Annotated in this window: 20 protein-coding genes and 1 pseudogene; 11 read left to right on the top strand and 10 right to left on the bottom strand. The window is 70.6% G+C overall.

The genetic code is table 11. The features are described 5' to 3' along the window. Nucleotides 1-54 precede the first annotated feature (54 nt). Nucleotides 55-558: a hypothetical protein gene (locus tag EO776_RS07250; protein ID WP_049929639.1), complete on the top strand. Its 504-nt coding sequence runs from the start codon at nt 55-57 to the stop codon at nt 556-558. Between the two features lie 82 nt (nt 559-640). Further along, nucleotides 641-1,921, top strand: a complete 1,281-nt coding sequence (locus EO776_RS07245; RefSeq protein WP_094520300.1) for an amidohydrolase — start codon at nt 641-643, stop codon at nt 1,919-1,921. Nucleotides 1,922-1,951: 30 nt separating this feature from the next. Here EO776_RS07245 and EO776_RS07240 read toward each other — a convergent pair whose 3' ends face one another. Both EO776_RS07240 and EO776_RS07235 read right to left on the bottom strand, forming a co-directional pair. After that, nucleotides 1,952-2,401 (bottom strand): Rieske (2Fe-2S) protein, encoded by a 450-nt coding sequence (locus tag EO776_RS07240; protein WP_049929641.1) that lies wholly within the window; start codon nt 2,399-2,401, stop codon nt 1,952-1,954. A gap of 4 nt (nt 2,402-2,405) precedes the next feature. Beyond that, the gene (locus tag EO776_RS07235) at nt 2,406-3,776 is read right to left on the bottom strand and encodes a geranylgeranyl reductase family protein (protein WP_094580682.1); all 1,371 of its coding nucleotides are present in this window, start codon (nt 3,774-3,776) and stop codon (nt 2,406-2,408) included. A 156-nt stretch (nt 3,777-3,932) separates the two neighbouring features. Here EO776_RS07235 and fer point away from each other — a divergent pair, with 156 nt between their 5' ends. Next, nucleotides 3,933-4,733, top strand: coding sequence for a ferredoxin Fer (fer, locus tag EO776_RS19615; RefSeq protein WP_094519360.1), 801 nt, complete (start codon nt 3,933-3,935; stop codon nt 4,731-4,733). Nucleotides 4,734-4,768: 35 nt separating this feature from the next. Here the strand turns inward: fer and EO776_RS07225 are convergent, their stop codons facing one another. The 5 genes from EO776_RS07225 to EO776_RS07205 form a co-directional block, all read right to left on the bottom strand. Then, on the bottom strand, nt 4,769-5,815 hold the full coding sequence (locus EO776_RS07225) for an ABC transporter permease (protein WP_086215892.1): 1,047 nt from the start codon (nt 5,813-5,815) through the stop codon (nt 4,769-4,771). Beyond that, on the bottom strand, nt 5,808-7,124 hold the full coding sequence (locus EO776_RS07220; RefSeq protein WP_049929645.1) for an ABC transporter permease: 1,317 nt from the start codon (nt 7,122-7,124) through the stop codon (nt 5,808-5,810). The genes EO776_RS07225 and EO776_RS07220 overlap by 8 nt, the downstream gene beginning before the upstream one ends. After that, nucleotides 7,121-8,731, bottom strand: coding sequence for an ABC transporter ATP-binding protein (locus EO776_RS07215; protein ID WP_094553492.1), 1,611 nt, complete (start codon nt 8,729-8,731; stop codon nt 7,121-7,123). The genes EO776_RS07220 and EO776_RS07215 overlap by 4 nt, the downstream gene beginning before the upstream one ends. 158 nt (nt 8,732-8,889) lie before the next feature. Further along, entirely contained in the window at nt 8,890-9,975 is a 1,086-nt protein-coding gene (locus tag EO776_RS07210; RefSeq protein ID WP_086215894.1) for a BMP family lipoprotein, read from the bottom strand. A gap of 215 nt (nt 9,976-10,190) precedes the next feature. Next, the gene (locus EO776_RS07205) at nt 10,191-11,729 is read right to left on the bottom strand and encodes a phosphohexomutase domain-containing protein (RefSeq protein WP_094519361.1); all 1,539 of its coding nucleotides are present in this window, start codon (nt 11,727-11,729) and stop codon (nt 10,191-10,193) included. Nucleotides 11,730-11,844: 115 nt separating this feature from the next. Here EO776_RS07205 and EO776_RS07200 point away from each other — a divergent pair, with 115 nt between their 5' ends. Continuing rightward, nucleotides 11,845-12,123: an acylphosphatase gene (locus tag EO776_RS07200; RefSeq protein WP_049929649.1), complete on the top strand. Its 279-nt coding sequence runs from the start codon at nt 11,845-11,847 to the stop codon at nt 12,121-12,123. A gap of 26 nt (nt 12,124-12,149) precedes the next feature. Here the strand turns inward: EO776_RS07200 and EO776_RS07195 are convergent, their stop codons facing one another. Then, nucleotides 12,150-12,623 (bottom strand): hypothetical protein, encoded by a 474-nt coding sequence (locus EO776_RS07195; protein WP_086215896.1) that lies wholly within the window; start codon nt 12,621-12,623, stop codon nt 12,150-12,152. Between the two features lie 128 nt (nt 12,624-12,751). Between EO776_RS07195 and EO776_RS07190 the strand changes: the two genes are divergently transcribed. After that, a complete protein-coding gene (locus tag EO776_RS07190) occupies nt 12,752-13,654 on the top strand; it encodes a hypothetical protein (RefSeq protein WP_049929651.1) in 903 nt (300 codons plus the stop codon). Between the two features lie 435 nt (nt 13,655-14,089). Here EO776_RS07190 and EO776_RS07185 read toward each other — a convergent pair whose 3' ends face one another. Next, entirely contained in the window at nt 14,090-14,482 is a 393-nt protein-coding gene (locus EO776_RS07185) for a winged helix-turn-helix transcriptional regulator (RefSeq protein WP_089307691.1), read from the bottom strand. A gap of 69 nt (nt 14,483-14,551) precedes the next feature. Between EO776_RS07185 and EO776_RS07180 the strand changes: the two genes are divergently transcribed. Both EO776_RS07180 and EO776_RS07175 read left to right on the top strand, forming a co-directional pair. Then, the gene (locus EO776_RS07180) at nt 14,552-15,001 is read left to right on the top strand and encodes a DoxX family protein (protein WP_094519362.1); all 450 of its coding nucleotides are present in this window, start codon (nt 14,552-14,554) and stop codon (nt 14,999-15,001) included. 119 nt (nt 15,002-15,120) lie between these two features. Further along, a complete protein-coding gene (locus tag EO776_RS07175) occupies nt 15,121-15,603 on the top strand; it encodes a VOC family protein (RefSeq protein WP_086216626.1) in 483 nt (160 codons plus the stop codon). 19 nt (nt 15,604-15,622) lie between these two features. Here EO776_RS07175 and EO776_RS07170 read toward each other — a convergent pair whose 3' ends face one another. Further along, a complete protein-coding gene (locus EO776_RS07170; protein WP_094519363.1) occupies nt 15,623-16,081 on the bottom strand; it encodes an SRPBCC family protein in 459 nt (152 codons plus the stop codon). Nucleotides 16,082-16,426: 345 nt separating this feature from the next. On the opposite strand from EO776_RS07170, the pseudogene EO776_RS19885 reads away from it, so the two are divergent. The 4 genes and pseudogenes from EO776_RS19885 to EO776_RS07155 form a co-directional block, all read left to right on the top strand. Continuing rightward, nucleotides 16,427-16,558 (top strand): annotated as a pseudogene (locus EO776_RS19885) (CNNM domain-containing protein); the annotation flags it as partial. A 162-nt stretch (nt 16,559-16,720) separates the two neighbouring features. Next, nucleotides 16,721-17,752 (top strand): ABC transporter ATP-binding protein, encoded by a 1,032-nt coding sequence (locus tag EO776_RS07165; protein ID WP_089307692.1) that lies wholly within the window; start codon nt 16,721-16,723, stop codon nt 17,750-17,752. Further along, nucleotides 17,749-19,884 (top strand): PrsW family intramembrane metalloprotease, encoded by a 2,136-nt coding sequence (locus EO776_RS07160; RefSeq protein WP_100050434.1) that lies wholly within the window; start codon nt 17,749-17,751, stop codon nt 19,882-19,884. Before EO776_RS07165 ends, EO776_RS07160 begins: the two co-directional genes overlap by 4 nt. Then, on the top strand, nt 19,877-20,923 hold the full coding sequence (locus EO776_RS07155) for an ABC transporter permease (protein ID WP_094494654.1): 1,047 nt from the start codon (nt 19,877-19,879) through the stop codon (nt 20,921-20,923). Before EO776_RS07160 ends, EO776_RS07155 begins: the two co-directional genes overlap by 8 nt. The last annotated feature ends 20 nt before the right edge of the window (nt 20,924-20,943 follow it).

Genomic DNA, 20,943 nt, shown 5'->3' with positions numbered 1-20,943 from the left:
TCGATCGAGTCCGGGCGGCGCAACTGTTAGGCGGGGCGCGGGCGTGGGATCGGTATGGACCCGACCGGCCCGTGGGACCGCGACCGCGTCGACGAGTTCCTCGCCGCCGCGTCCGTCCCGGTCCGCCTCGGCTGCCGTACCCCGGGCGACCGTCCGTGGATCGTCTCGCTGTGGTTCGCGTGGGACCCGGACGGGGGGAGCGCCGACGGTGGAGACGACGGCGACGGCGCGGCGCGGCCGCCCGGCGCGATCCGCTGTGCGACGAGCGCGAACGCCGATCTGGTCGAGTTCGTCGACCACGACGACAGCGTCTCTTTCGACGTGTCGACGAACGACCCGCCGTACAAGGGGGTCCGCGGCCGCGGCCGAGCGACGGTCCGACCCGACGATGGGAAGCGGCTCCTGCGGTCGCTCCTGACGAAGTACCTCGGCGGCACGGACAACCCGACCGCCGACCGGCTCCTGCGATCCGAGCGCGAGGAGGTCGAGATCCGGATCGAACCGGAGCGGATCCACGCGTGGGACTACTCTGAGCGGATGGGGACGGCCGAGGAGTGAGCCGCCCGCGGTCGGCTCCGATGCGGTCCCCGTCGCTCTCCGGCAGCCGACGTTTTAACCTGTCCCCGGGCCACCCACGGGTATGAGCGTTCTCGAAGACGACGAGTACCGCGCGTTCCGCCGCGACCTCCACCGCCACCCCGAGCCCGCGTGGCGCGAGTTCTACACCACCGCCCGCATCGTCGAGGCCCTCCGCGAGCGGGACCTGACGGAGCTCCACGTCGGCCCAGACGCGCTGGCGACCGACGAGCGACTGAACGTCCCCGACGACGAGGAGCTTTCGGAGTGGGAGGAGCAGGCGCGCGAGGCGGGCGCTGACCCGGATATCCTCGACCGGCTCTCGGGCGGCTACACCGGCTGCGTCGCGGTCGTCGAGCGCGGCGACGGCCCCGTGATCGGCCTGCGGGTCGACATCGACGCGCTCCCGATCACGGAGTCTGAGTCGGCCGAGCACGTCCCGGCCGCCGAGGGGTTCCGCTCCGAGCACGAGGGGTTCATGCACGCCTGCGGCCACGACGCCCACGCGACGATGGGGCTCGGCGCGCTCGACGCCGTCCTCGACTCCGACTTCTCCGGCACGCTCAAGGTGTTCTTCCAGCCGGGCGAGGAGCAGGTCGCCGGCGGGAAGCCGATGGCCGAGTCGGGCCACCTCGACGACGTCGACTACCTCTACGCGGTCCACGTCGGCCTCGATCACCCGTCCGGCGAGGTCGTCTGCGGCGTCGAGGGGTTCCTCGCGGTGCGGCACTTCCTCGCGGACTTCTCCGGCGAGCCCGCGCACGCCGGCGCGCGCCCCGAGCAGGGTCGGAACTCGGTTCAGGCGATGGCGGCGGCGGTCCAGAACCTCTACGCCATCCCGCGGCATGCCGACGGCCCCACGCGCGTGAACGCTGGGCTCGTCGGCGGCGGCACCGCGACAAACATCATCCCCGAGGAGTCGCACATCGAGGGCGAGCTCCGCGGACAGACGACGGAGCTCGCCGAGTACATGTCCGACCACGCCGACCGCATCCTCGACTCCGCCGCGGCGATGCACGACTGCGAGGTCGAGGTGTCGACGCTCGGCGAGGCGCCCAGCGCGACGAGCGACGACGCGCTCGCCGCCCTCGTCCGGGAGTCCGCGGGCGACGTCGAGGGCGTCACGAACATCGTCGACAGCGACGACCTCGGCGGCTCCGAGGACGCTACGTACCTGATGAACCGCGTCCAAGATCAGGGCGGGCTCGCCTGCTACCTCGGCGTCGGAACCGACCACCCGGGCGGGCACCACACCACCGACTTCGACGTGGTCGAGGACGACCTGTCGCTCGGCATCGACGTGATCGCCGGCGCGATCCGGCGAGTCGCGGAGGCGCAGCCGTAGACGTCGCCAGTCCGCCGAATCTCGCCCCGTTCAGAAGGTGAGGTGCGAGCTCGACGACGGCCCCGCGCCGTCGTCGTCGTCCTCGTCCGGCAACCCCTCGCGGAGGTAGCTGAGGTCGTCGTCGGTCAGGAACACCGCGCCGTCGCGGACGGTCACGTCCACCGATCGGAGCGTCGTGCCCGCCGCCTCGCCGTTGTCGCAGCCGCCGTCGCACGCGTCGAACGCCGAGCCGTGCTTCGGGCAGACGACGGAGCCGCCGCGGGTGACGGCGCCCACCGCCTCGCGGTGAAGCCGCTGGTCCTCGTGGGTACAGCGGTTGATCCACGCACGCACCGGTGGGTCCTCGTCGTCGCGCTCATCCGACTCGTCCGCGCACGGCACGAGGAACACCTCGCGGTCCTCGTCGCCCTCACGAGCCGTGAACGCCCACGAGCCCTGCTCGCGCACCGTCTCGACGGTAGTGAGCCGGTAGCCGCTCACGGCCTCAGTACTTCGCGTCGGCGCCGGTCGTCTCGTAGACGCGGTCCATGATGTCGTCGCGCTGGCGGGTCCAGTTCGCCATCGCGGCGGGGCTCGTCGGGTACTCCTCGTAGTGGCCGATCAGCTCGTCCGCCAGCGACTTCGTCTGGTAGAAGTTCCGGATCGTCCCCCAGTAGCCGAACGACTTGACCGCGGCCTTCAGCTTCAGCCCGAAGGACATCGAGGTCGACCCCTCGTACAGCGCCTCCGCGAGCTTCTCGCCCGGCAGCGACGCGAGCAGCCCCATGAGGTTGTCCACGTCGACCGAAGTCGCGAGGACGTTGTACACGTCGAGGCCGGCGTACCGGCCGCCGAAGTGGTCCATCACGCGGGTGTTGTACCGCCAGAGGTTCTCCTCGCTCACGTCGTCGTCCGAGACGGCCTTCACGGCCTGCTCGCCGGCGTACTTGCCCGCGTACGCCGCGCCGGCGATTCCCCCTCCGGTCGTCGGGTTCACGTGACCCGCCGCGTCGCCGACCGCCATGTACCCCGGCGCGACCGCCGAGTCGTAGGGGCGTCGGGTGGGCAGGGCGGCGCCCAGTTTGTCGCGGACCTCCGCGCCCTCGAACTCGGGGCGGTCGCGGAGGTCCTTCTTCAGCGACTCGACGAGCTTCATCGGCTCCTCCGTCATCTGGAAGCCGAGGCCGGCGTTGATCTCCGTCGCGGTCCGCGGGAAGTACCAGAGGTAGCCCGCCGCGCGGTCGGTCGCCTTGAACACCAGCGCGTCGTCCCACTCGACCGGCTCCGGCACGTCGACGATCTCGCGGTACGCCGAGCAGAACTGCGAGTACCGGACGTTCGTGTCGAAGGTCGTCCCCTCGAAGTCCGCCTTGTCCTGGAGCAGCGAGAGCGACCCGGCACCGTCGATCACGACGTCCGCCTCGTACGTCCGCGGGTCGCCCTTCCGCACCGCGTGGATACCGGTGACGCGGCCGCTCTCGTCCTGTCTCACGTCGTTGATGACGGTGTCGTAGTGGAAGTCGACGCCCGCGTCCTCGGCCCCGGAGATGAGCTGGCGGCCGTACTCCCAGCGATCGATGACGGCGAGCTCACCGGGGACGGGGATCTCTAGGACCGTGTCCTCCTGCGGGATCTCGAAGCGACCGTGGTCGACGCCGGTGTTCGTGAACGCGGGTTCGAGTCGGTCCTTCGGGATCGCTTCGGGGAAGGCGTCGGCGCCCTTCAGGGCGTCGCCGCAGGCGATGTGGCCGGCCTCCTCGGCGTCCTTCCGCTCCACGATGACGACGTCGAGCCCCTCGTTCGCGATCGTCGCGGCGGCGTAGCAGCCGGCGGTCCCGGCCCCCGCCACGACGACGTCGTACTCGTCGATATCCATTACCGGACCGTGTCGTGCGCCGGGCAAAACTCTTTGCTCCCGTTTCGGTCGGCCGCGCGCCGACGAATTTCGCGATGGCCGGGGCGAGCCGGGGCGCGTCCGGAGCCTAACTGTTCAGGCTCGTCGTTTAACGGCCTCGAAACGAACGATACGGACATGGGGCAACTCGAACGGGTCGACGCCGACCGGCTCCGGGCGTGGCTCTCGGAGGTCCGGTCGGCGGAGGCGACCGCGGCGCTGATGACCGCCGTCGCGTACGACCGAGGTATCGGCACGGCCGAACTCGCTTCGTGGTACGACCGCTCCGAGGAGTGGGTCGAGGAGACGATCACGGCCCTCGACTCGCCGGGGCTCGTCTCGACGGTCGCCCGGCTCGAAGGGGTCGACATCGGGGCGGTCGCCGCGGAGTCGAACCTCGCGCCCGCGACGGTCCGCGATTGGTTCGACGACCTCGGCGACGAGCCGGTCGGCGAGGCGGCCGACGTGGTTCGGCGGTACGCGGAGGGGTCGGTCGAACCGGTCCGCACCGGGTCGCCGTCTACCGTCTATCACCTCGACCGCGACGCGCTGACCGAGCACGGCTGGTCGCTCGACGATGAGGACCTCTTCGAGAAGGCCGCGGACGCCGACCTCGACCTCCCGGAGTACGGCCGCTTCCTCGTCGAGCCCGGCGAGTCGATCCTGGAAGCGGCGGAGCGCGGCGGCCGGTCGTGGCCGTACGCCTGCCGCGGCGGCGCCTGCTCCAACTGCGCCGTGGTCGTGGTGAAGGGCGACGTGGCGATGCCGGGGCAGTCGATCCTCTCCGACGAGCAGATCCGCGGGGCGAACGCCCGCCTCTCCTGCGTCGGCGTCCCGATCACCGACGAGGTCAAGATCGTCACGGGGATCGGCGACACCGAGGCGTTCGCCGACCTGCGACTGCCCTCGCCGACCGAGGAGACCGAGGCGTCGGACTGACCGTCCGGACCCGGGAGGTCGTCAGCGGGCGCGAGCTACTCCTCGGTCTCGTAGTGTTCGCCCGCGGCCTCGGGGATCTGCGTCCGGCCGACCAGCGTGAGGACGACGATCACGACGACGTACGGGATGGTCTGGACCAGCGTGTCCGGGATCGCGTACCCGAGCTGCTGGAGCCGGATCTGTATCGCGTCGAGGCCGGCGAACAGCGCGCCCGCGCCGAGCGTCCCGAGCGGATTGTAGTTGCCGAACAGGTACGCGACGATGGCGATGAATCCCTTGCCCTGGACCATCGTCTCGCCGGAGCCGACGAACTGCCCGATGGACAGCGCCAGCGCCGAGCCGCCCACTCCGGAGAGGACGCCCGAGAGCAGCACCCCGGCGTAGCGCACCTTCGAGACGGAGACGCCGACCGTGTCGAGCGCCTTCGGGTTCTCGCCCGCCGCGCGGAGGTGTTTGCCGAACGCGGTCTTGTTCAACAGCCACCACGAGCCGGCGGTCGCGAAAACCACCATCGTCGCCGAGTACTGCCACCCGACGCTCACGCCGAGGTTCGGCGTGTTGACGCCGCCGAAGAACACGGTCGACAGGAACGGCGCGAGCCCCAACGCGATGAGCCAGACGGCCAGCCCGGCGATGATCTGGTCGGCCTTGAACTCGATACAGACCACCGCGAACACCGCCGACAGGAACGTCGACGCCGCGATGCCGGCGAGGAACGCGATCGCGAGCGCCGGGACGCCGAGGACGGCGTTGCCCACGCCGACGACCGACGCGGCGTACACCGACACGAACGCCGAGATGATGAGGAGCCCCTCTAGGCCAATGTTGATGACGCCGGACTTCTCGGCGAAGATGCCGCCGAGTCCGGCGAGCACGATGGGCGCCGCGAGCCGCGCCGTCGACGTGGCGGTACTCGTCGAGAAGACGATGCCCGCGAGGTCGCCCGCCACGGAGTCGGGGAACGCGAGCCCGGACACGCCGAGCAGCGCGAGCACTCCGACGGTGCCGGCGATAAGCGAACGGACGTACCCCGACTCGCTCGCGCCTTCGAGGAGCGACGCCGGCGAGAGCGGGTTACGCATCGGCTTCACCCCCGTCGCCGCCGGCGGAGGCATCTGACTCCGCCGACGCCGCGCCGCCCGGGCCGCCGGCAGTCCCCCCGACGCCGGTGTATCGACCGATCATCCGGAAGAACTCCGGCATCGCGACGAACAGGATGATGAGCCCGCGCAGCACGGCGACGAGCTCCGTGGGAACGTCGGTCCGGAAGCCGATCTCCAAGGCGCCGCCCTTCAGGACCCCGAAGAGGAACGCCGCCGGCAGCACGCCGATCGGGTTGTTCCCGGCCAGGATCGAGACGGTGATCCCGTCGAAGCCGAGGTCCGGGATCGAGGCCATCCACCGCCCCTCGGACATCAGCACCCACACCGCGCCGCCGATACCGCCGAGCGCGCCGGACAACGTCATCGCCCGCACGGTCGTGAGCTTCGCGTTCACACCGCCGTACTCGGCCGCGGCCGCCTGGACGCCACTCGTCCGGAGGTCGTACCCGAGCGACGTGTGCTCGACGAAGTAGTAGAGCGCGCCGATGAAGGCGATGCCCCCTGCCAGCGCGAGCAGCGCGAAGTCGGTGGACGGGGGGAATAGCACCGACGGGAACTGCGCGTATTCTGGGACGTAGCGGGTGGCGACCACCGAGGAGCCCTCGGCGCGGAACACCTCCAACACGAGCACGTACGCGACGTTCGCGGCGACGAAGTTGAGCATGATCGTCGTGATCACCTCGTTGGCGTCGGCGTACGCCTTGAGCGCGCCGGGTATCGCGCCCCAGAGTCCGCCGCCGACCGCGCCCGCCGCGGTCCCGACGACGATCAGCACGGCACCGGCGACCGGGCCGGCCGGGAGCAGGGGCGCGAGCGCGAGGACCGAGAGGGCGGTCGAGAGCGCCCCGACGACGAGCTGCCCCTGCGTGCCGATGTTGAACAGGCCGGCGCGGAAGGCGACGGCGACGGAGAGCCCGGTGAAGATCAGGAGCGTCGTCTCCGAGAGCGTCAGACCGAACGAGAGGTTGAACGGCGTCCACGCGGGGTTGAACAGCCCGGGGTCGCCGACGGCGAACGGGTACCCGAGCGCGCCGTTGAACAGCACGACGTACACCTCGATCGGGTCGTAACAGAAGCCGATCCCGGTGAGCGGCATCGTCCACGCCGCGGTCGAACACTGCGCGATCCGGCCGGAGACGAGCACGAGCGCGAAGCCGACGACGATCGAGAGGAGGATCGCGGCGACGCTGATGACGAGCCGCTCGGCGACGCTCCGGTCGACGAAGGGGGCGACCACGCGGGCGAGGAGGGACTCCGTACGGTCCCCGTCGGGCGCCGAATCGCTCACGCGTCCACCCCCTCGTCGTCGGCCGCCCCGCCGTCGACCTCGTCCGGCGCGCCGCCGGCGTCGTGGATCGCCGCCCGTTCGACCGAGTCGTCGTCGAGCGACTCGCCCGCCATCAGCAGCCCGATCTCCTCTTCGGTCACGGTCGCGGGGTCGACGACTCCGGTGAACTCTCCTTCGTGAATCACCGCGAGCCGGTCGGAGAGCCCCTGTACCTCGTCGAGCTTCGAGGAGACGAGCAGGACCGCCTTCCCCTCGGCGCGCAGTTCGAGCAGCCGGTCGTGGAGGAACTCCGTGGAGCCGATGTCGACGCCGCGGGTGGGGTGGGCGGCGACGACCAGCTCAGGGTCGCGCTCGAACTCCCGCCCGACGATGAACTTCTGCTGGTTCCCTCCCGACAGCGACTCGGCCTCCGCGTCGGCGTCCGGCGGCCGGACGTCGTACTGCTCGATGACGGACTCGGCGTGGTCCTGCGCCGCGCCCCAATCGAGCCGTCCGCCGCGCGCGAACGGCGGGTCGTGTTGGCTCCCTAGAACCCCGTTTTCGGTGAGGTCGTATGACATCACCAGGCCGCGCTCCTGTCGGTCTTCGGGGATGAACGCCATCCCGCGGTCGATCCGGTCGCGGCGGGTCTGCCCGACCATCGACTCGCCGCGGTAGCGGATCTCCCCGGACGCCGTCTCGCGCAGACCCGTGATCGCCTCGGCGAGCTGTGACTGTCCGTTGCCGTCGACGCCCGCGATCCCCAGGATCTCCCCGCCCCGGAGCTCGAAGGACAGGTCCGAGACCGCCTCGACGCCCCGGTCGTCCTCGACGCACAGGTCGGTCACCTCCAGCACGCGCTCGCCCGTCTCTCGGGGCGACGTGGCGGGGTCCATCAGCACCTCCCGGCCGACCATCATCTCCGCGAGCTCCTCGCGCGTCACGTCGGCCGCGGCGACGGTGCCCACGTTGACCCCGTCGCGGAGGACGGTGATGTCGTCGGCCGCCGACAGCGCCTCGCCGAGCTTGTGCGAGATGAAGATGATCGTCTTCCCCTGTTCGGTGAGCTCTTCGAAGACGCCGTACAGCTCCTCGACCTCCTGCGGCGTCAGCACCGCGGTCGGCTCGTCCATGATGAGCACCTCGGCGCCGCGGTACAGCGCCTTCAGGATCTCGACGCGCTGCTGCTCTCCGACCGAGATGTCCGCGATCGTCGCGTCCGGGTCCACGTCGAAGCCGTACCGCTCGCTCAGTTCGACGACGGCCTCCCGCGCCGCCTCCCTGTCGACGCGGAGTCCGCCCCAAGTCGTCGGCTCGTTGCCTAAGACGACGTTCTCCCACACCGTCATCGGGTCGACGAGCATGAAGTGTTGGTGGATCATGCCGACGCCCGCGTCGATCGCGTCCCGCGGCGAGTCGAACGACCGCGGCTCGCCGTCGAGCCGGACGGTCCCCTCGGTCGGTCGGTAGAGACCGTACAGGACGTTCATCAGCGTGGTCTTGCCGGCCCCGTTCTCGCCGAGGAGGGCGTGGACGCTCCCGCGCTCCACCGCGAGATCGACGTCGTCGTTCGCGACGACCCCGGGGAATCGCTTCGTGATACCGTCCAAGTGGACCGCCGGGTTCATTCACCCGTAACTCCGCGCCGGAGCCTAAAAGCGCCCGGATTCCGAGCTACTGCGCCCGGTCCTGTTCGTCGTCCGACCGGAACGAGGGACACTCCGTCGCCCGACCGGAAACAAAAATTCCGCCGGCGAGGTTCGGTTCCGAGTCGGCGGCGCCGCGTTCAGTTGCTCGTCGTCTCCGGGACCTCGATGTTCCCGGCGATGATCTCGTCGCGCGCGTCGGCCACGGCGGTCGCGATCTCGTCTGGGACCTGGTCGCCGATCTCCTGCCCGTAGACGCACTCGACGCCGTTGGACTCCAAGCCGAGCGCGGTGGTCGACCCGCCCTGGTGATTGTCGTCGATGACGTTCGATATCGACTCGTACACCGCGGTGTCGACGCGTTTCACCATCGACGCCAGGATGACGTCCGAGAACGACTCGTTGGAGACCGACTGGTCCTGGTCGACGCCGAAGGCGAACCGCCCCTCCTCCTGTGCGGCTTGGAACACGCCGACGCCCGTCGCGCCCGAGGCGTGGTAGACGACGTCCGCGCCGCTCTGGTACATCGACAGCGCCGCCTCCTGCCCGCCGGTGGGGTCGGCGTAGCTGCCGACGTAGCTCGTGGTGACGTCGACGTCGTCGGTCGCGTAGTCGACGCCGGCCTCGAACCCGGCCTGGAACCGGCGGATGACGGGGCTGTCGACGCCGCCGACGAACCCGACGGTCGTCGAGTCCGGGTCCGTCTCGCCGGCGCCGGCCGAGAACTCGGTCTCGGTCAGGCGGCCGGCGAGCACGCCCATCAGGAACGAGCCCTCGTGCTCGCGGAACAGGTAGTTCGCGACGTTCGGTTCGTCGACGACGGTGTCGACGATCATGAAGTCCTGGTCGGGGTACTCGGGCGCGGTCTGCGAGAGCGAGTCGCCCTGATTGAACCCGATCGTACAGACCAGGTCGTAGGCCGGGTCGGTCGAGCCGGCGTACTGCTGCTGGAACTGCTCGAACTCGCCGGCGCCGTCGGGCTCCGACTCGTCGTACGCGATGCCGAACTCCTCTTCCGCCTGGAAGATCCCCTGCTGGGCCGCGTCGTTGAACGAGTTGTCCCCCAGTCCGCCGTCGGAATAGACGATGCCGATCCGCGCCGGCACGTCGCCGTCGCCCCCGTCGCCCCCGTCACCGCTCGGGCCGCCGCTACACCCGGCGAGGCCGACGAGGCCCGCTGCGCTTGCCGCCTTGATGAACCGCCGCCGATCGAAGTCGGATGCCATCTCACTCGTACCCCCGTCGGAACGCGGCATAAATTCGTCGTTCTCGCGGTGTCGAGGTGGCACGTTCGTGGAGAGAAGCGGCCCGATTCCGGGGTATCAGTCGCCCGATCGCCGCCGTCTGATCCACGAACCCGAATCTCTCACGGTTCCGAACGGGGTGACGCGGGGTCGCCGACGCGTCCGCGACGGGGCGTCGGCGGTCGGACCGGCCGGCCCTACGCGTCCGCGACCGCGTCCTCGACCACGGCTTCGACCTCGGCGACGAGGGCGTCGACGTCGTCGCTCTCGGCGTACACGCGGACGTACGGCTCGGTGCCGGAGGGCCGAACCAGCGTCCACGAGGCGTCGTCGAACTCCAGGCGGACGCCGTGGTCGGTGTCCACCGCGGCGTCGGGGAACGCGTCCGGCAACGCCGTCGCCAACCGGTCCATCGCCGGCTCCTTCGCGTCGTCGGGACAGGCCACGCTCACCTTTCGGTACGGGCGCTCGGTCACCGGGCCGCGGAGCGCGTCGAGCCCCTCGTCGGCGACGAGGCGCGCGAGCACCGCCGCGGAGGTCACGCCGTCGATCCAGCCGCCGAACGCGACGTGGATGTGCTTCCACGGTTCGGCCGCGAAGACGACGCGCGTGTCAGCGCCCACCTCTCCCGCGGCGCCCGCCTCGCCGACCGTGCCGGCCTCGCCGAGGGCGCCGGCCGCGCTGGCGTCCTCCCGGACCGCGGCGATCCCCTCGTGGAGCGCGCCGAGCCGGACGCGCTCGACGCGCCCGCCGGCGTCGCGGACGCGTTCGTCGATCCGACCGGAGGCGTTCGGCGTCGTCACGACGACGGGGTCAGCGGCGTCGCTCGCGCGGGTGTACCGCTCCGCGAGCACCGCGAGCACCGTGTCCTCGTGGACGACCTCGCCGTCCGCGTCGACGATCACGATCCGGTCGGCGTCGCCGTCGTGACCGATACCGAAGGCGAACCCCTCGGTCTCGTCCGCGTCGCCGTCGCCTCCCGCTCCCCTCCCGTCGTCGGTCGGCCGTCCGGGGTCCTCGACGCCCTCGTTGGCGTCGGCGACGAACGCGCGCAGGTCGGCGAGCGTCTCCGGGGTCGGCTTGCTCCCGCGGCCGGGGAAGTGGCCGTCGACGTTCCCGTTGAGCGTGACCACGTCGGCGCCGAGTTCGCGGAGGACGGTCGGCGTCGCGGGCGCGCTCATCCCGTTTCCGCAGTCGACCGCGACCCGGAGCCCGTCGAGGGGCGCGCCGAACCCCGCGGCGTACTCGCGGACGGCGGCGAGGTAGTCGCCGAGCGGGTCGGTTCGAGTCGGCTCGGTCCACTCGTCCCACGGAGCGACCGGCTCCTCGTCGGCGACCCGCGACTCGACGGCGCGCTCCGCGTCGCGGTCGAACTCCGTCCCGTCGCGGAACAGCTTGATCCCGTTGTCCGTCGGCGGATTGTGGGACGCGGTGAGCATCACGCCGTAGCGCCCCCGCGAGGCGTACGCGAGCGCCGGGGTCGGGAGCTGCCCGGCGCGGCGGACGGCGACGCCGCCGGCGGAGAGACCGGCCTCCATCGCGGCCGCGAGCGCCGGGCCGGTCACCCGCCCGTCGCGGGCGAGGACGACCGTCGGCTCGGGCGTCGACGCGGCGGTCGAATCGTCGGTACGCGATCGGATCTCGGCGCCCACGGCCCGCCCGACTGCGAGCGCGAGCGACGGGGTGACGCGGTCCTCGACGCCGCCGCGGATCCCGGCGGTTCCGAACAGGTCCATGTCGCCCACGTCGGCGCGCGGGAGTTAGTAGGCGTCGGTTGCGGGCGCGGGTCGGTCGGCGGCCGGTCGGTCGCGGGCGGGTCGTTTAACAGGCAGCGCGCCGCACCACCGACCGATGACCGACCGCGTTCGAGCGCACGTGTTCGTCTCGGGCCGCGTCCAAGGCGTCTACTACCGGGCGAGCACCCGCGACGCCGCCCGCGAGAAGGGCGTCGACGGCTGGGTGCGGAACCTCGACGACGGCCGGGTCGAGGCCGTCTTCGAGGGTCCGGAGGGAGCCGTTCGCGACATGGTGGCGTGGTGTGAGACCGGGAGCCGGGCCGCCGAGGTCGGCGACGTGGACGCCGAGTACGGCGCGCCGGAGGGGGAAGACGGGTTCGAGGTCAGGCGGTGAGCGGGCGTCGGCGCCGCCCGACCGTCTCAGTCGTCGCGCGCCAGCGCGGCGGCGTCGCCGGGGGGCTCCCGGACGCCGAGCTCCTCTAGCGCGCGCAACACCACGATCGCCTCGACCACGTCGCGCTCCTCTGTGTAGGGATCGTCGACCGCGTCGAGCGTCGCCTCGGCCTCGGATGCCAGTCGCGTCTCCAGTTCCGTCTGGTCCGTCTCGGCCTTCGTCGCCGACAGCAGCGCCTCGTGGTCCTCGCGGAGGTCGAGGGAGACGTGCGCCGCGTTACACCGCGAGAGCGGGTGCGCGTCCATCTCGACGGCGAGGTCGCTCACGAGGTCCCAGTCGTCGGCGCAGAAGCGGAGCGTCACGGTGCCGACCACGTCGCGCCACGCGATCGGCTCGCCGTTCTCCATGAGCCGGAGCGCCCGCGGCGGCACGGCGATCCGGGTGTGGGTGTCGTCCCGGCCGCACAGGCAACAGGGAGTGTTCTTCAGTCCGGCGTACACGGCGTCACGTACGCGCCGGAGAATGGTGTGCGTTTCGGCGGCGAAGCACTTTCCGCCCGCGCCGGGAGCGCCGTCGCCGAATCGAGGTCACACAAAACACATACGCCGTCGGAGGATCGGAACAGGTGATGAATCGCCCGTCACCCGAACTCCTCGCGGCCCTCTGCCTGTTCGTCGTCGGAGTCGGGGTCGTCACCGGCGCTGTCGCGGGCGCGACGGACCCGGCCCCGGTTACGTACTCGGTGGATCGAACGGACAGCGAAGTCCACCGCTACGCGGACCTCTCCGGGGCGGCGCGGGACGTCGTCGACGCCGGCTCTGATCGCGGTGAAGCCTCCGTCAAGGCTGCCGGCGATCGCGACGAGGTCGCCGTCGACGACCTCCCGTCCGAGTTCCGGTCGGGGGCTTGGAACTTCGTCAGGGACGGCGGCGAACTGGCGTGTTTCTTCCCGACGGACGACGCCGACTCCGGAGACGTCAGCGTCGCGTTCGCCGACTGCGAGGGGTTCGCCTTCGAATACGAGGACCTCTCCGAACGGGGACAGCGCTTCTTCACGGTGGCGGCGGACTCCGACGACGGCAGCGTCTCGATCTCGAAACCGGTTCCCTCGGGATTGGACGTCGCTCCGGGAGACACCGGGATCGACATCGAGGAGGCTCCCGAGGAGGGAGGCCTGTACTACGTGTTCGCGGACGAGCGCGTCTACGAGTTCACGCTCTACGGACCGGGTCCGCTCGGCGGGTTCGGCGCGCTCATCTACGCCGCCTTCGTGATCGCTCTCGGCCTCGCCCTCATCGCCGGCAGCGCCTACGGCTATCGGGTCTCGGCGGTCCACGCGCCGGCGGCCGCGGCGGTCGGTGCGAGCGTGTACCTCGTGCCGCCGCTCGTGGAGGCCGCCGGGCTGCTCAGGTGGTCGATACGACTCGACGGGTACACCCCATGGGGGGTCCCGCTCGTGATCGCTCTCGCGGTGGGCGGGGTAGCGTACATCATCCCGGACCTGTACGCGTTCGCGCGAAAGTACGTGTGAGAGCGACGCAGCGGCTGCGCGACGCGGCGGCACGATTTACAAACCGATGTGCCTGCCAGCGCCGCTCATCGATTTGTGAGGCGGTGGCGCGTGCCTCCGAGCGTCCAACGGACGCGAGGAGCACGCGCGAGGGAGTCGGCGGGCCGGAGCGAAGCGGAGGCCGGCCGACGAGGCTGGGGAGGTGTGAGGCTGCGGTGCTGTACGGGGCGGGACTCAAAGGGGCAGTCGCGAGGGCAGCGCAGGCGACGCAAGCACCGCAGGGAGCGAGCGACCGAGGAGCGCAGCGAGCGACCGAGGAGCGCAGCGAGCGTGCGCCGCCCTCGCGGCTGGGGCTTTGGAGGCCTTCATCGACGATTCGCTGTTGGTAGTTTATAAACAAACAGCCTGGGAACGGATGTCTGTTTATAAACGAAATCCACTCCTGCTAACGCACGCTTACGCGTCGCACTCGGCGAGCCACTCCTGGGCCCACTCGTCGATCTCCTCGAAGACGGGGGCGAGCGACTCGCCTTTCGCGGTCAGGCTGTAGTACGTCGCCACCGGCGCGTCCTCCTCTAACCGGCGGTCGACGAAGCCCGTCTCTTGGAGGTCGTCGAGCACGCGCGAGAGCGTCCGGGCGTTCGCGTCGGTCTCGCGCTTGAGCTCGTTGAACCGCGCCTCGCCGTTCAACAGCTCGTGGAGGACGACGAGCCGCCACTGCGAGCCGATCTGTTCGATGGAGTCGATGACGGGGCATGGGGTCTCGGGCGCCGTCGCCTCGCCAGCCGCTTCAGCCCCCGAATCCGCCGTCTCCGCCGACTCCGCCGCGGAAAGGTCCTGTGATGACATCGGTGTTACCTACTAACTCTATTGTCCGGGAAACGATAAATAGGTTACGTCCGTATAGCAGGTTACACGATGTTAGCTGAAACCGCGACGTTACCGCTCCAGTTCGACACACCCCTCGCGGGCGAACTCTTCCTGCTCGGCCGGATCCTGTTCGGCGCGACGCTCGCGTTCATGGGGCTCAACCACTTCACCGACCTCGAGACGATGGCCGGCTACGCCGAGTTCAAGGGCCTCCCCGCGCCGCAGTTCTCGGTGATCGCCTCGGGCGCCGTCCTCGTCCTCGGCGGACTCGCCGTCGCCGCGGGCGCGTTCCCGGTCCTCTCCGGGGGCTCGCTCGCGTTCTTCCTCCTCGTCTCCGCCGTGACGATGCACGACTTCTGGTCGGTGGACGACCCCGAAGAGCGGCAGAATGAGATGACGAGCTTCCTGAAGAACGTCTACGGCGCCGGCGCCGCGCTGGCGTTGCTCGCCGTCGGCGGGGCCGCGTGGCCGTACGCGGTCGGCGTCGGGCTGTTCTGAGCGCCGTTCGAACCGACTGACCGAGCCGACCCCCAACCGAATCGTCCGGCGACTGGCGTATCCGCGTTTCGAACCCCCAGTACGACTAACTACTCTCCCGACGACCGATCACGCGGACCATGACCGACGCGCCGCCGACGACGGGACTCCACCACGTCACGAACATCTGTACCGACATCGAGGAGACCGCGGCGTTCTACGAGGACGTGCTCGGCTGGCACACGGTCAAGCGGACGCAGAACTACGACGACCCCGGGACGCCGCACTACTACTTCTCGTCGACTCCGGAGGGCGAGCCGGGCACCAACGTCACCTACTTCGAGTACCCGAACTCGCAGGGGACGCCCGGCCCGGGCGCGAGCCACCACTTCGCGTTCGGCGTCGAGGACGAGGCGACGCTCCGCGAGTGGAGGGAACACCTCGAGGCCCACGATGTCCGCGTCTCCGAGGTGAAAGACCGGACCTACTTCAAGAGCGTCTACTTCACCGACCCCGACGGGCTCGTCTTCGAACTCGCGACGCGAGGGCCGGGAGTCACCCGCGACGAGGACGAGCCCGGCGGCGAGGTCATCGACCCCTTCGAAGCGGGTTACGAGAACTGAGGCACGGGCGCCGCCCGGATCACCTTCCCTCGACGAGCGCCGCGAACTTGTCGAGCGCGCGTCGGCAGACGGGGACGTACGGGGCCGCGACGAGCGGGACTTCGATCACCGCTCGACACCGACCCGGATCCTCCGGATAGCGGTCGACCCGGTGGCCCGTGGCCGGAACCCCGGCGACCCGCCAGTCCCAGCGGAGGCGCGTCGCGGCCGTCACCCGGAACGGAACCCAAGCGTCCGCGACCCGGACCCGTCCGGTCGTCCCGGTCTCGACGTACCGATCGGTGCTCTCCACGCCCCCCACGGACGGGCTCCAGTCGGGCCACCGTCGCGTGTCGCGGAGCGCCGTCGCGGTCCGCTCAGGCGGGGCGTCGATGTCGCGGCCGACCGCGAGCGTCGTCCCCTCTCGGACCACCGCGGTTTCGCTGTCGCGATCGGAATCTCCCAACACGTCGCGTCCTCCGGCGGCGGCGTCCCTCATCGCTGTGATCCTCCGCTCAGATCCGAACACACATCCGATACCTGGGGCATAAAACAGAGGCAATACGCAATTCGTCCACTTTTTGCGCTATCGTGGCACAGAGCCATATTAATACCTTATATGGTATGAGGACTCATTATCTCTTTCCACGAAGGGTTAATACAGAGGTCCGGGGTATTGGGAGTCAATATGGCAAGCAATCGCGACACCATGAAAGACGTCTCGCACACAGCACCGAACGACACCTCCGCGGACGCGGTCTGGGAACGAGGGCGAGGACCGGTCGAGGAAGAAGAAGAAGAGTAGCGCGAGTCGACCGTTTTCTCTCGTCGGGCCGGCCCGTCCCGGCCTTCGTCGCCGATCCGACTCGTCGAGCGCGTCCTCTCGCCGCTCAGTACGCTGTTCGACGGGATCACCCGTCGGATGAACGCGTACATCAGCGGCGACGGGAACGTCGAGAAACCTTACACGGAGTGACGGACTACCGGACGGAGCGATCGACTACCGAACGGAGTCGGGGGCTCGGCCGACCGTCGTTCGTCGCGCTCGCTCGCCCTCCGGTGTCCTCGCCGTCGCCGCGTTCTCGGGGCCGATAACCGCGGGCGTGGCTTTAACCCACGCGCCGGCGGAGGCGCAGGCATGATCGAGGTGTCGGGGCTGCGGAAGACCTACGGTGACTTCGCGGCCGTCGTCGACAGCGACTTCTCCGTCGACGACGGCGAGGTGTTCGGGATCGTCGGCCCGAACGGGGCCGGCAAGACGACGACGCTGAAGGTGATCGCCGGTCTCGTCGAACCGACCGACGGCGAGGTGACCGTCGCCGGGTTCGACGCCTCGGACCCCGAGATGCGTCGCCACCTCGGGTTCCTGCCCGAGGATTCGCCGCTGTACGAGGAGATGACCGCGCGGTCGTACCTCCGCTTCTTCGCCGACCTCTACGACGTGCCCCGAGAGGTCGCCGACGAGCGGATCGAGGCCGCGCTCGACCGGCTGGAACTCGACCACCGGGAGCGTCGCCTCGGCGACGTCTCGAAGGGAATGAAACGCAAGGTCGCAATCGCGCGCTCGCTGGTCAACGACCCGGACGTGCTGGTGTACGACGAGCCCGCGTCCGGGCTCGACCCGGTGACGACCAACTCTGTGCTGGCGTTCACCCGCGAACTCCGCGAGACGGGGAAGACCGTCGTCTTCTCCGCGCACAACCTCTACCACGTCGAGTCGGTCTGCGACCGCGTCGTGGTGATGAACGAGGGGCGGATCGTCGCCCGCGGGAGCGTCGACGGGATCCGCGAGCGACACGGCGAGACGACCTACCGCGTGTTCACTGACGTCGAGCCGACCGCGACGCCGCCCCTCGACGACCTCGACGCGACGCCCGAGGAGGTCGGCGACCGGTACCGCACGGCGGTCCCGAGCATGGACGCGGTCGCGGCCGTCCGCGAGGCCGCCGCCGACGCCGGCGGCGAGGTCGTCGACATCCGGAGCCGCGAGCCGAGCTTGGAGGACGTGTTCCTCGACATCGTCGGCCGGCCGATGCCCGGCCGCTACACCGGCGACGGGCTCGACGACGGCGAGGTCGACGGGCAAGAGCCTGACGGGCCGGAAAACGACCGATCGACCGACGGAACAGAGCGGGAGACGGCGGCGACCGCGACGGAGGCCACCGAGTGACCGACCGGCTGCGTCGCCTCGGTCGACGGCTCGCCGTCGCCGGCCGCCGAGTGCTTCGCGTCGCCAAGTGGGAGTCGGCGCGGGCGTCCGGCGGCGTCGACCGCCGGACGCTCGCCGCGGGCGTCGCCCTGCTTCTCGTCGCCGGCGGCGTCGTCGGGGTCGGCGTGGCCACCGGCGTCGCCGGCCTCGACGTCGACCAAGACGTGTACCGGGTCGGCGTCGACGCCGGCTCGCCGTACGCGGAGGCGATCGAGGAGGAAGCGTCGCTGCGACCGGTCCCGGCCGAGACCGCGTCGCTCGGCGACTCCGCCGACGCGGTGGTGGTGACCGTGGTGCGGCCCGGTTCCGTCGACGACGGGGCGATCGATCCGGCGGACGTCGACTCGGTCGTCGTCCGCGCGACCGACACGCGGAAGGGCGAGGCGGCCGCCGCGTCGGTTCGCGAGGCGGTCGAGGCGCACAACGAGCGGCTGCTGCGCGCCGAGCCGAACCGGACCGCGGCGTTCCCGGTCACCGTTACGCTCCGGTACGTCGGCAGGACGACCGGGTTCGACGACGGCGCGACGCTCGGCGGGAGCGACGGCAGTCGGACGGGCGATCCGGGCGGCGGCAGCGCGAGCGACGGGGACGACGGCGGCACCGCGGCCGACGGCGGAACGGAGGGCGACGGCACGGAGACGAGCGGTTCCGGGTCGGACGCGGACTCCGCCGGCGACTCCGGTGGGGCCGACTCGGGCGACGGTTCCTCCGGAGACGCGTCGACCGACGGGGAGTCCGGCGGCGGGTCCGCTCCCGACTTGGGAGCGGGCGGAACCGCCGACCCGGGCTCTGATGGCGGCGAGACGGGATCGGACGGGGAGGGCGGCTTCGCGATCCCGTCGATCGGCGGCGGGGCGTTCGGCGCGGACACGACCGGTTCGCCCGCCTCGATCACGCCGCCGTTCCCGTTCACCTCGCTGCTCTTGGCGTTCGCCTTCCTCGTACCGATGAACTTCCTGATACAGGCGTACGGCTCCTCTATCCTCGACGAGCGGACGAACCGTCGCGGAGAACCACTGCTCGTCACGCCGCTCGCGCCGGCGGAGATCGTCGCGGGCAAGACGCTTCCGTACGCGGCGGCCGCCGCGGTCGTCACGACCCTCATCGCGCTCGTGATCGGCGGCGGACCGCTCTCCGTGGTGGCGGTGGCGCCCGTCGCGGCGACGTTCCTCGGGGCCACCTTCGTCGGCGCGATGTTCGCGCGGTCGTTCAAGGAACTCACCTTCGTCACGGTTGGCGTGAGCGTCCTCCTGACGACCTACGCGTTCGTCCCGGCCATCTTCACGAACGTGACGCCCGTCGCGCTCGTCTCGCCACTGACCCTCGTTGTCTTCGACCTTCAGGGCGAGGCGGTGTCGGCGGGCCAAGTTCTCTTTTCGACCGCGCCGATGGCGGTCGGGGCGACTCTGCTTTTCGGCCTCGGGCTCGGCGTCTACCGCGAGGAGGACATGTTCTCCCAGAAGCCCGTGACGCGGAAATTCCTCGACGCGCTCGCGGTCCGGCTCTCGGCGGTGCGGACCGGCGGCGGACCCGGCGGCGTCGGGGGCGCGCTCTTCGACCGCGAGCGGCTCCGCGCGCTCGGTTCGGTCGCGTTCCTCACCGCCTGTACGATTCCCTTCGTGTTCGTCGCGGAGCTTCTGGCCGTCGCGGTGCTGTTCGCGCTGCCAGTCACCGTGTCGATCCCGGTGTTGCTCGTGACGATCGCGTTCATCGAGGAGGTCGCGAAGAGCGTCGCCCTGTACGCCGGGTTCGAGCGCGGCGTCTTCGAGCGGAGCGACCGCGTCGCGCTCGCAGTCGGCGTCGCGTCCGGGACCGGCTTCTTCCTCGCGGAGAAGGCCACGGCGGTCGTCCAAGCGGTCGGGCTCACCGAGCTCTTCCTCGGCCGCGCCGCGTTCGCCGACGTGGCCGGGCTCTCCGGGCTGCCGCCGATCGCGCTCGTGGCGCTGTTCTTCGCCCCGCTCGTCCTCCACGTGACCGCGACGAGCGCGGCCAGCCTCGGCGCGAGGAGGGGCCGGACCGCCTACGCCCTGGCGCTGACGCTGGCCACGCTGGGGCACGCCGCGTACAACGTCGGGGTGGTGAGCCTTGGATAGCCGCGTGACGATCGCCGGCCGGGAGCTCGCGGGGCTCCGCGCCGAGAAGACGATCCTGTTGGCGATCGGGATCCAGCTGTTCATCGCCGCGTTCTCGTCGTTCCTCGTCGTCGGGCTCGTCTCGATGTACGACCCGGGCGCGCTCGACGGCGCGCAGATCGAAGTCGCGGCCGCGGGCGACGCGGTCGACGACCTAGAGCGCGCCGCGAGCGAGGTCCCCGGCGCCTCGGTCACGCCCTACGACGACGCTGACGCCGCGCGAAGCGCCTTCGAGCGGAACGCGGCCGACGCGGTGGTGGTCGCGACTCGCACGGAGTCGGGACGGGTGTCCGCCGCCGTCACCGCCCCGGACGCCACCGTTGAGACGACCGTGATCGTGGTACAGCTGCGCGAGCTGCTGCGAACCTACGAGCTGAACGAGCGTGAGCGCCGCGCCTCGTACCTAGAGGAGTCGCCGCTGCCCCTGCCCGACCGGAGCGACACTAGCCCGTACTTCACATTCACTTACACCGTGTTGATCCCGCTCTTAGTCTTCCTCCCGGTGTTCATCTCGGGCTCGCTCGTCGTCGACTCGATCACCGAGGAGTTGGATCAAGGGACCATGGAGCTGCTCCGGGTCGCGCCCGTGACGCTCGCCGAGATCGTCGACGGGAAGGCGGCCGCGGCGATCGGGATCGCCCCCGCGCAGGCGCTGCTGTGGCTCCTGCTGTTGGAGGCGAACGGCACCGCGGTCGCGAACGTCGGCCCGATCTTGGCGCTGATGACCGCGCTGACGACGCTGGTCGTCGCCGTCGCGGTGGGCATCGCGGCGGTCGCGCCCGACCGGCGGGCGGCGCAGCTGCTCTACTCGGTCGCGGTCCTCGTGCTGTTCGGCGGCGCGACGGCGATGGCGGGCGGCCCCGCGAACGCGGTCGCCAGATTGGCGATCGACAGCGCGAGCGCGACGACGGGCGTCCTCGTGGTTGCGTACGCCGCCATCGCCGCGGCGGCGTACCTCGGCGTCCGCCGCGTCGTCTCGGTCGACGGGCTCGGACGCTGAGGGGGCGGATCGCTTCGGGC

It is taken from the genome of Halorubrum ezzemoulense (genome assembly GCF_004126515.1).
In the GTDB taxonomy this organism is placed as follows: domain Archaea; phylum Halobacteriota; class Halobacteria; order Halobacteriales; family Haloferacaceae; genus Halorubrum; species Halorubrum ezzemoulense.
This window is presented reverse-complemented; position numbering and strand designations above follow the sequence as displayed.

Bases quoted from the DNA above. Each gene is read 5' to 3' on its own strand.
- EO776_RS07250 (WP_049929639.1), top strand. From the start codon at position 55: ATGGACCCGACCGGCCCGTGGGACCGCGACCGCGTCGACGAGTTCCTC.
- EO776_RS07245 (WP_094520300.1), top strand. From the start codon at position 641: ATGAGCGTTCTCGAAGACGACGAGTACCGCGCGTTCCGCCGCGACCTC.
- EO776_RS07235 (WP_094580682.1), bottom strand. From the start codon at position 3,776: ATGGATATCGACGAGTACGACGTCGTCGTGGCGGGGGCCGGGACCGCC.
- fer (WP_094519360.1), top strand. From the start codon at position 3,933: ATGGGGCAACTCGAACGGGTCGACGCCGACCGGCTCCGGGCGTGGCTC.
- EO776_RS07225 (WP_086215892.1), bottom strand. From the start codon at position 5,815: ATGCGTAACCCGCTCTCGCCGGCGTCGCTCCTCGAAGGCGCGAGCGAG.
- EO776_RS07215 (WP_094553492.1), bottom strand. From the start codon at position 8,731: ATGAACCCGGCGGTCCACTTGGACGGTATCACGAAGCGATTCCCCGGG.
- EO776_RS07210 (WP_086215894.1), bottom strand. From the start codon at position 9,975: ATGGCATCCGACTTCGATCGGCGGCGGTTCATCAAGGCGGCAAGCGCA.
- EO776_RS07205 (WP_094519361.1), bottom strand. From the start codon at position 11,729: ATGGACCTGTTCGGAACCGCCGGGATCCGCGGCGGCGTCGAGGACCGC.
- EO776_RS07200 (WP_049929649.1), top strand. From the start codon at position 11,845: ATGACCGACCGCGTTCGAGCGCACGTGTTCGTCTCGGGCCGCGTCCAA.
- EO776_RS07190 (WP_049929651.1), top strand. From the start codon at position 12,752: ATGAATCGCCCGTCACCCGAACTCCTCGCGGCCCTCTGCCTGTTCGTC.
- EO776_RS07185 (WP_089307691.1), bottom strand. From the start codon at position 14,482: ATGTCATCACAGGACCTTTCCGCGGCGGAGTCGGCGGAGACGGCGGAT.
- EO776_RS07180 (WP_094519362.1), top strand. From the start codon at position 14,552: ATGTTAGCTGAAACCGCGACGTTACCGCTCCAGTTCGACACACCCCTC.
- EO776_RS07175 (WP_086216626.1), top strand. From the start codon at position 15,121: ATGACCGACGCGCCGCCGACGACGGGACTCCACCACGTCACGAACATC.
- EO776_RS07170 (WP_094519363.1), bottom strand. From the start codon at position 16,081: ATGAGGGACGCCGCCGCCGGAGGACGCGACGTGTTGGGAGATTCCGAT.
- EO776_RS07165 (WP_089307692.1), top strand. From the start codon at position 16,721: ATGATCGAGGTGTCGGGGCTGCGGAAGACCTACGGTGACTTCGCGGCC.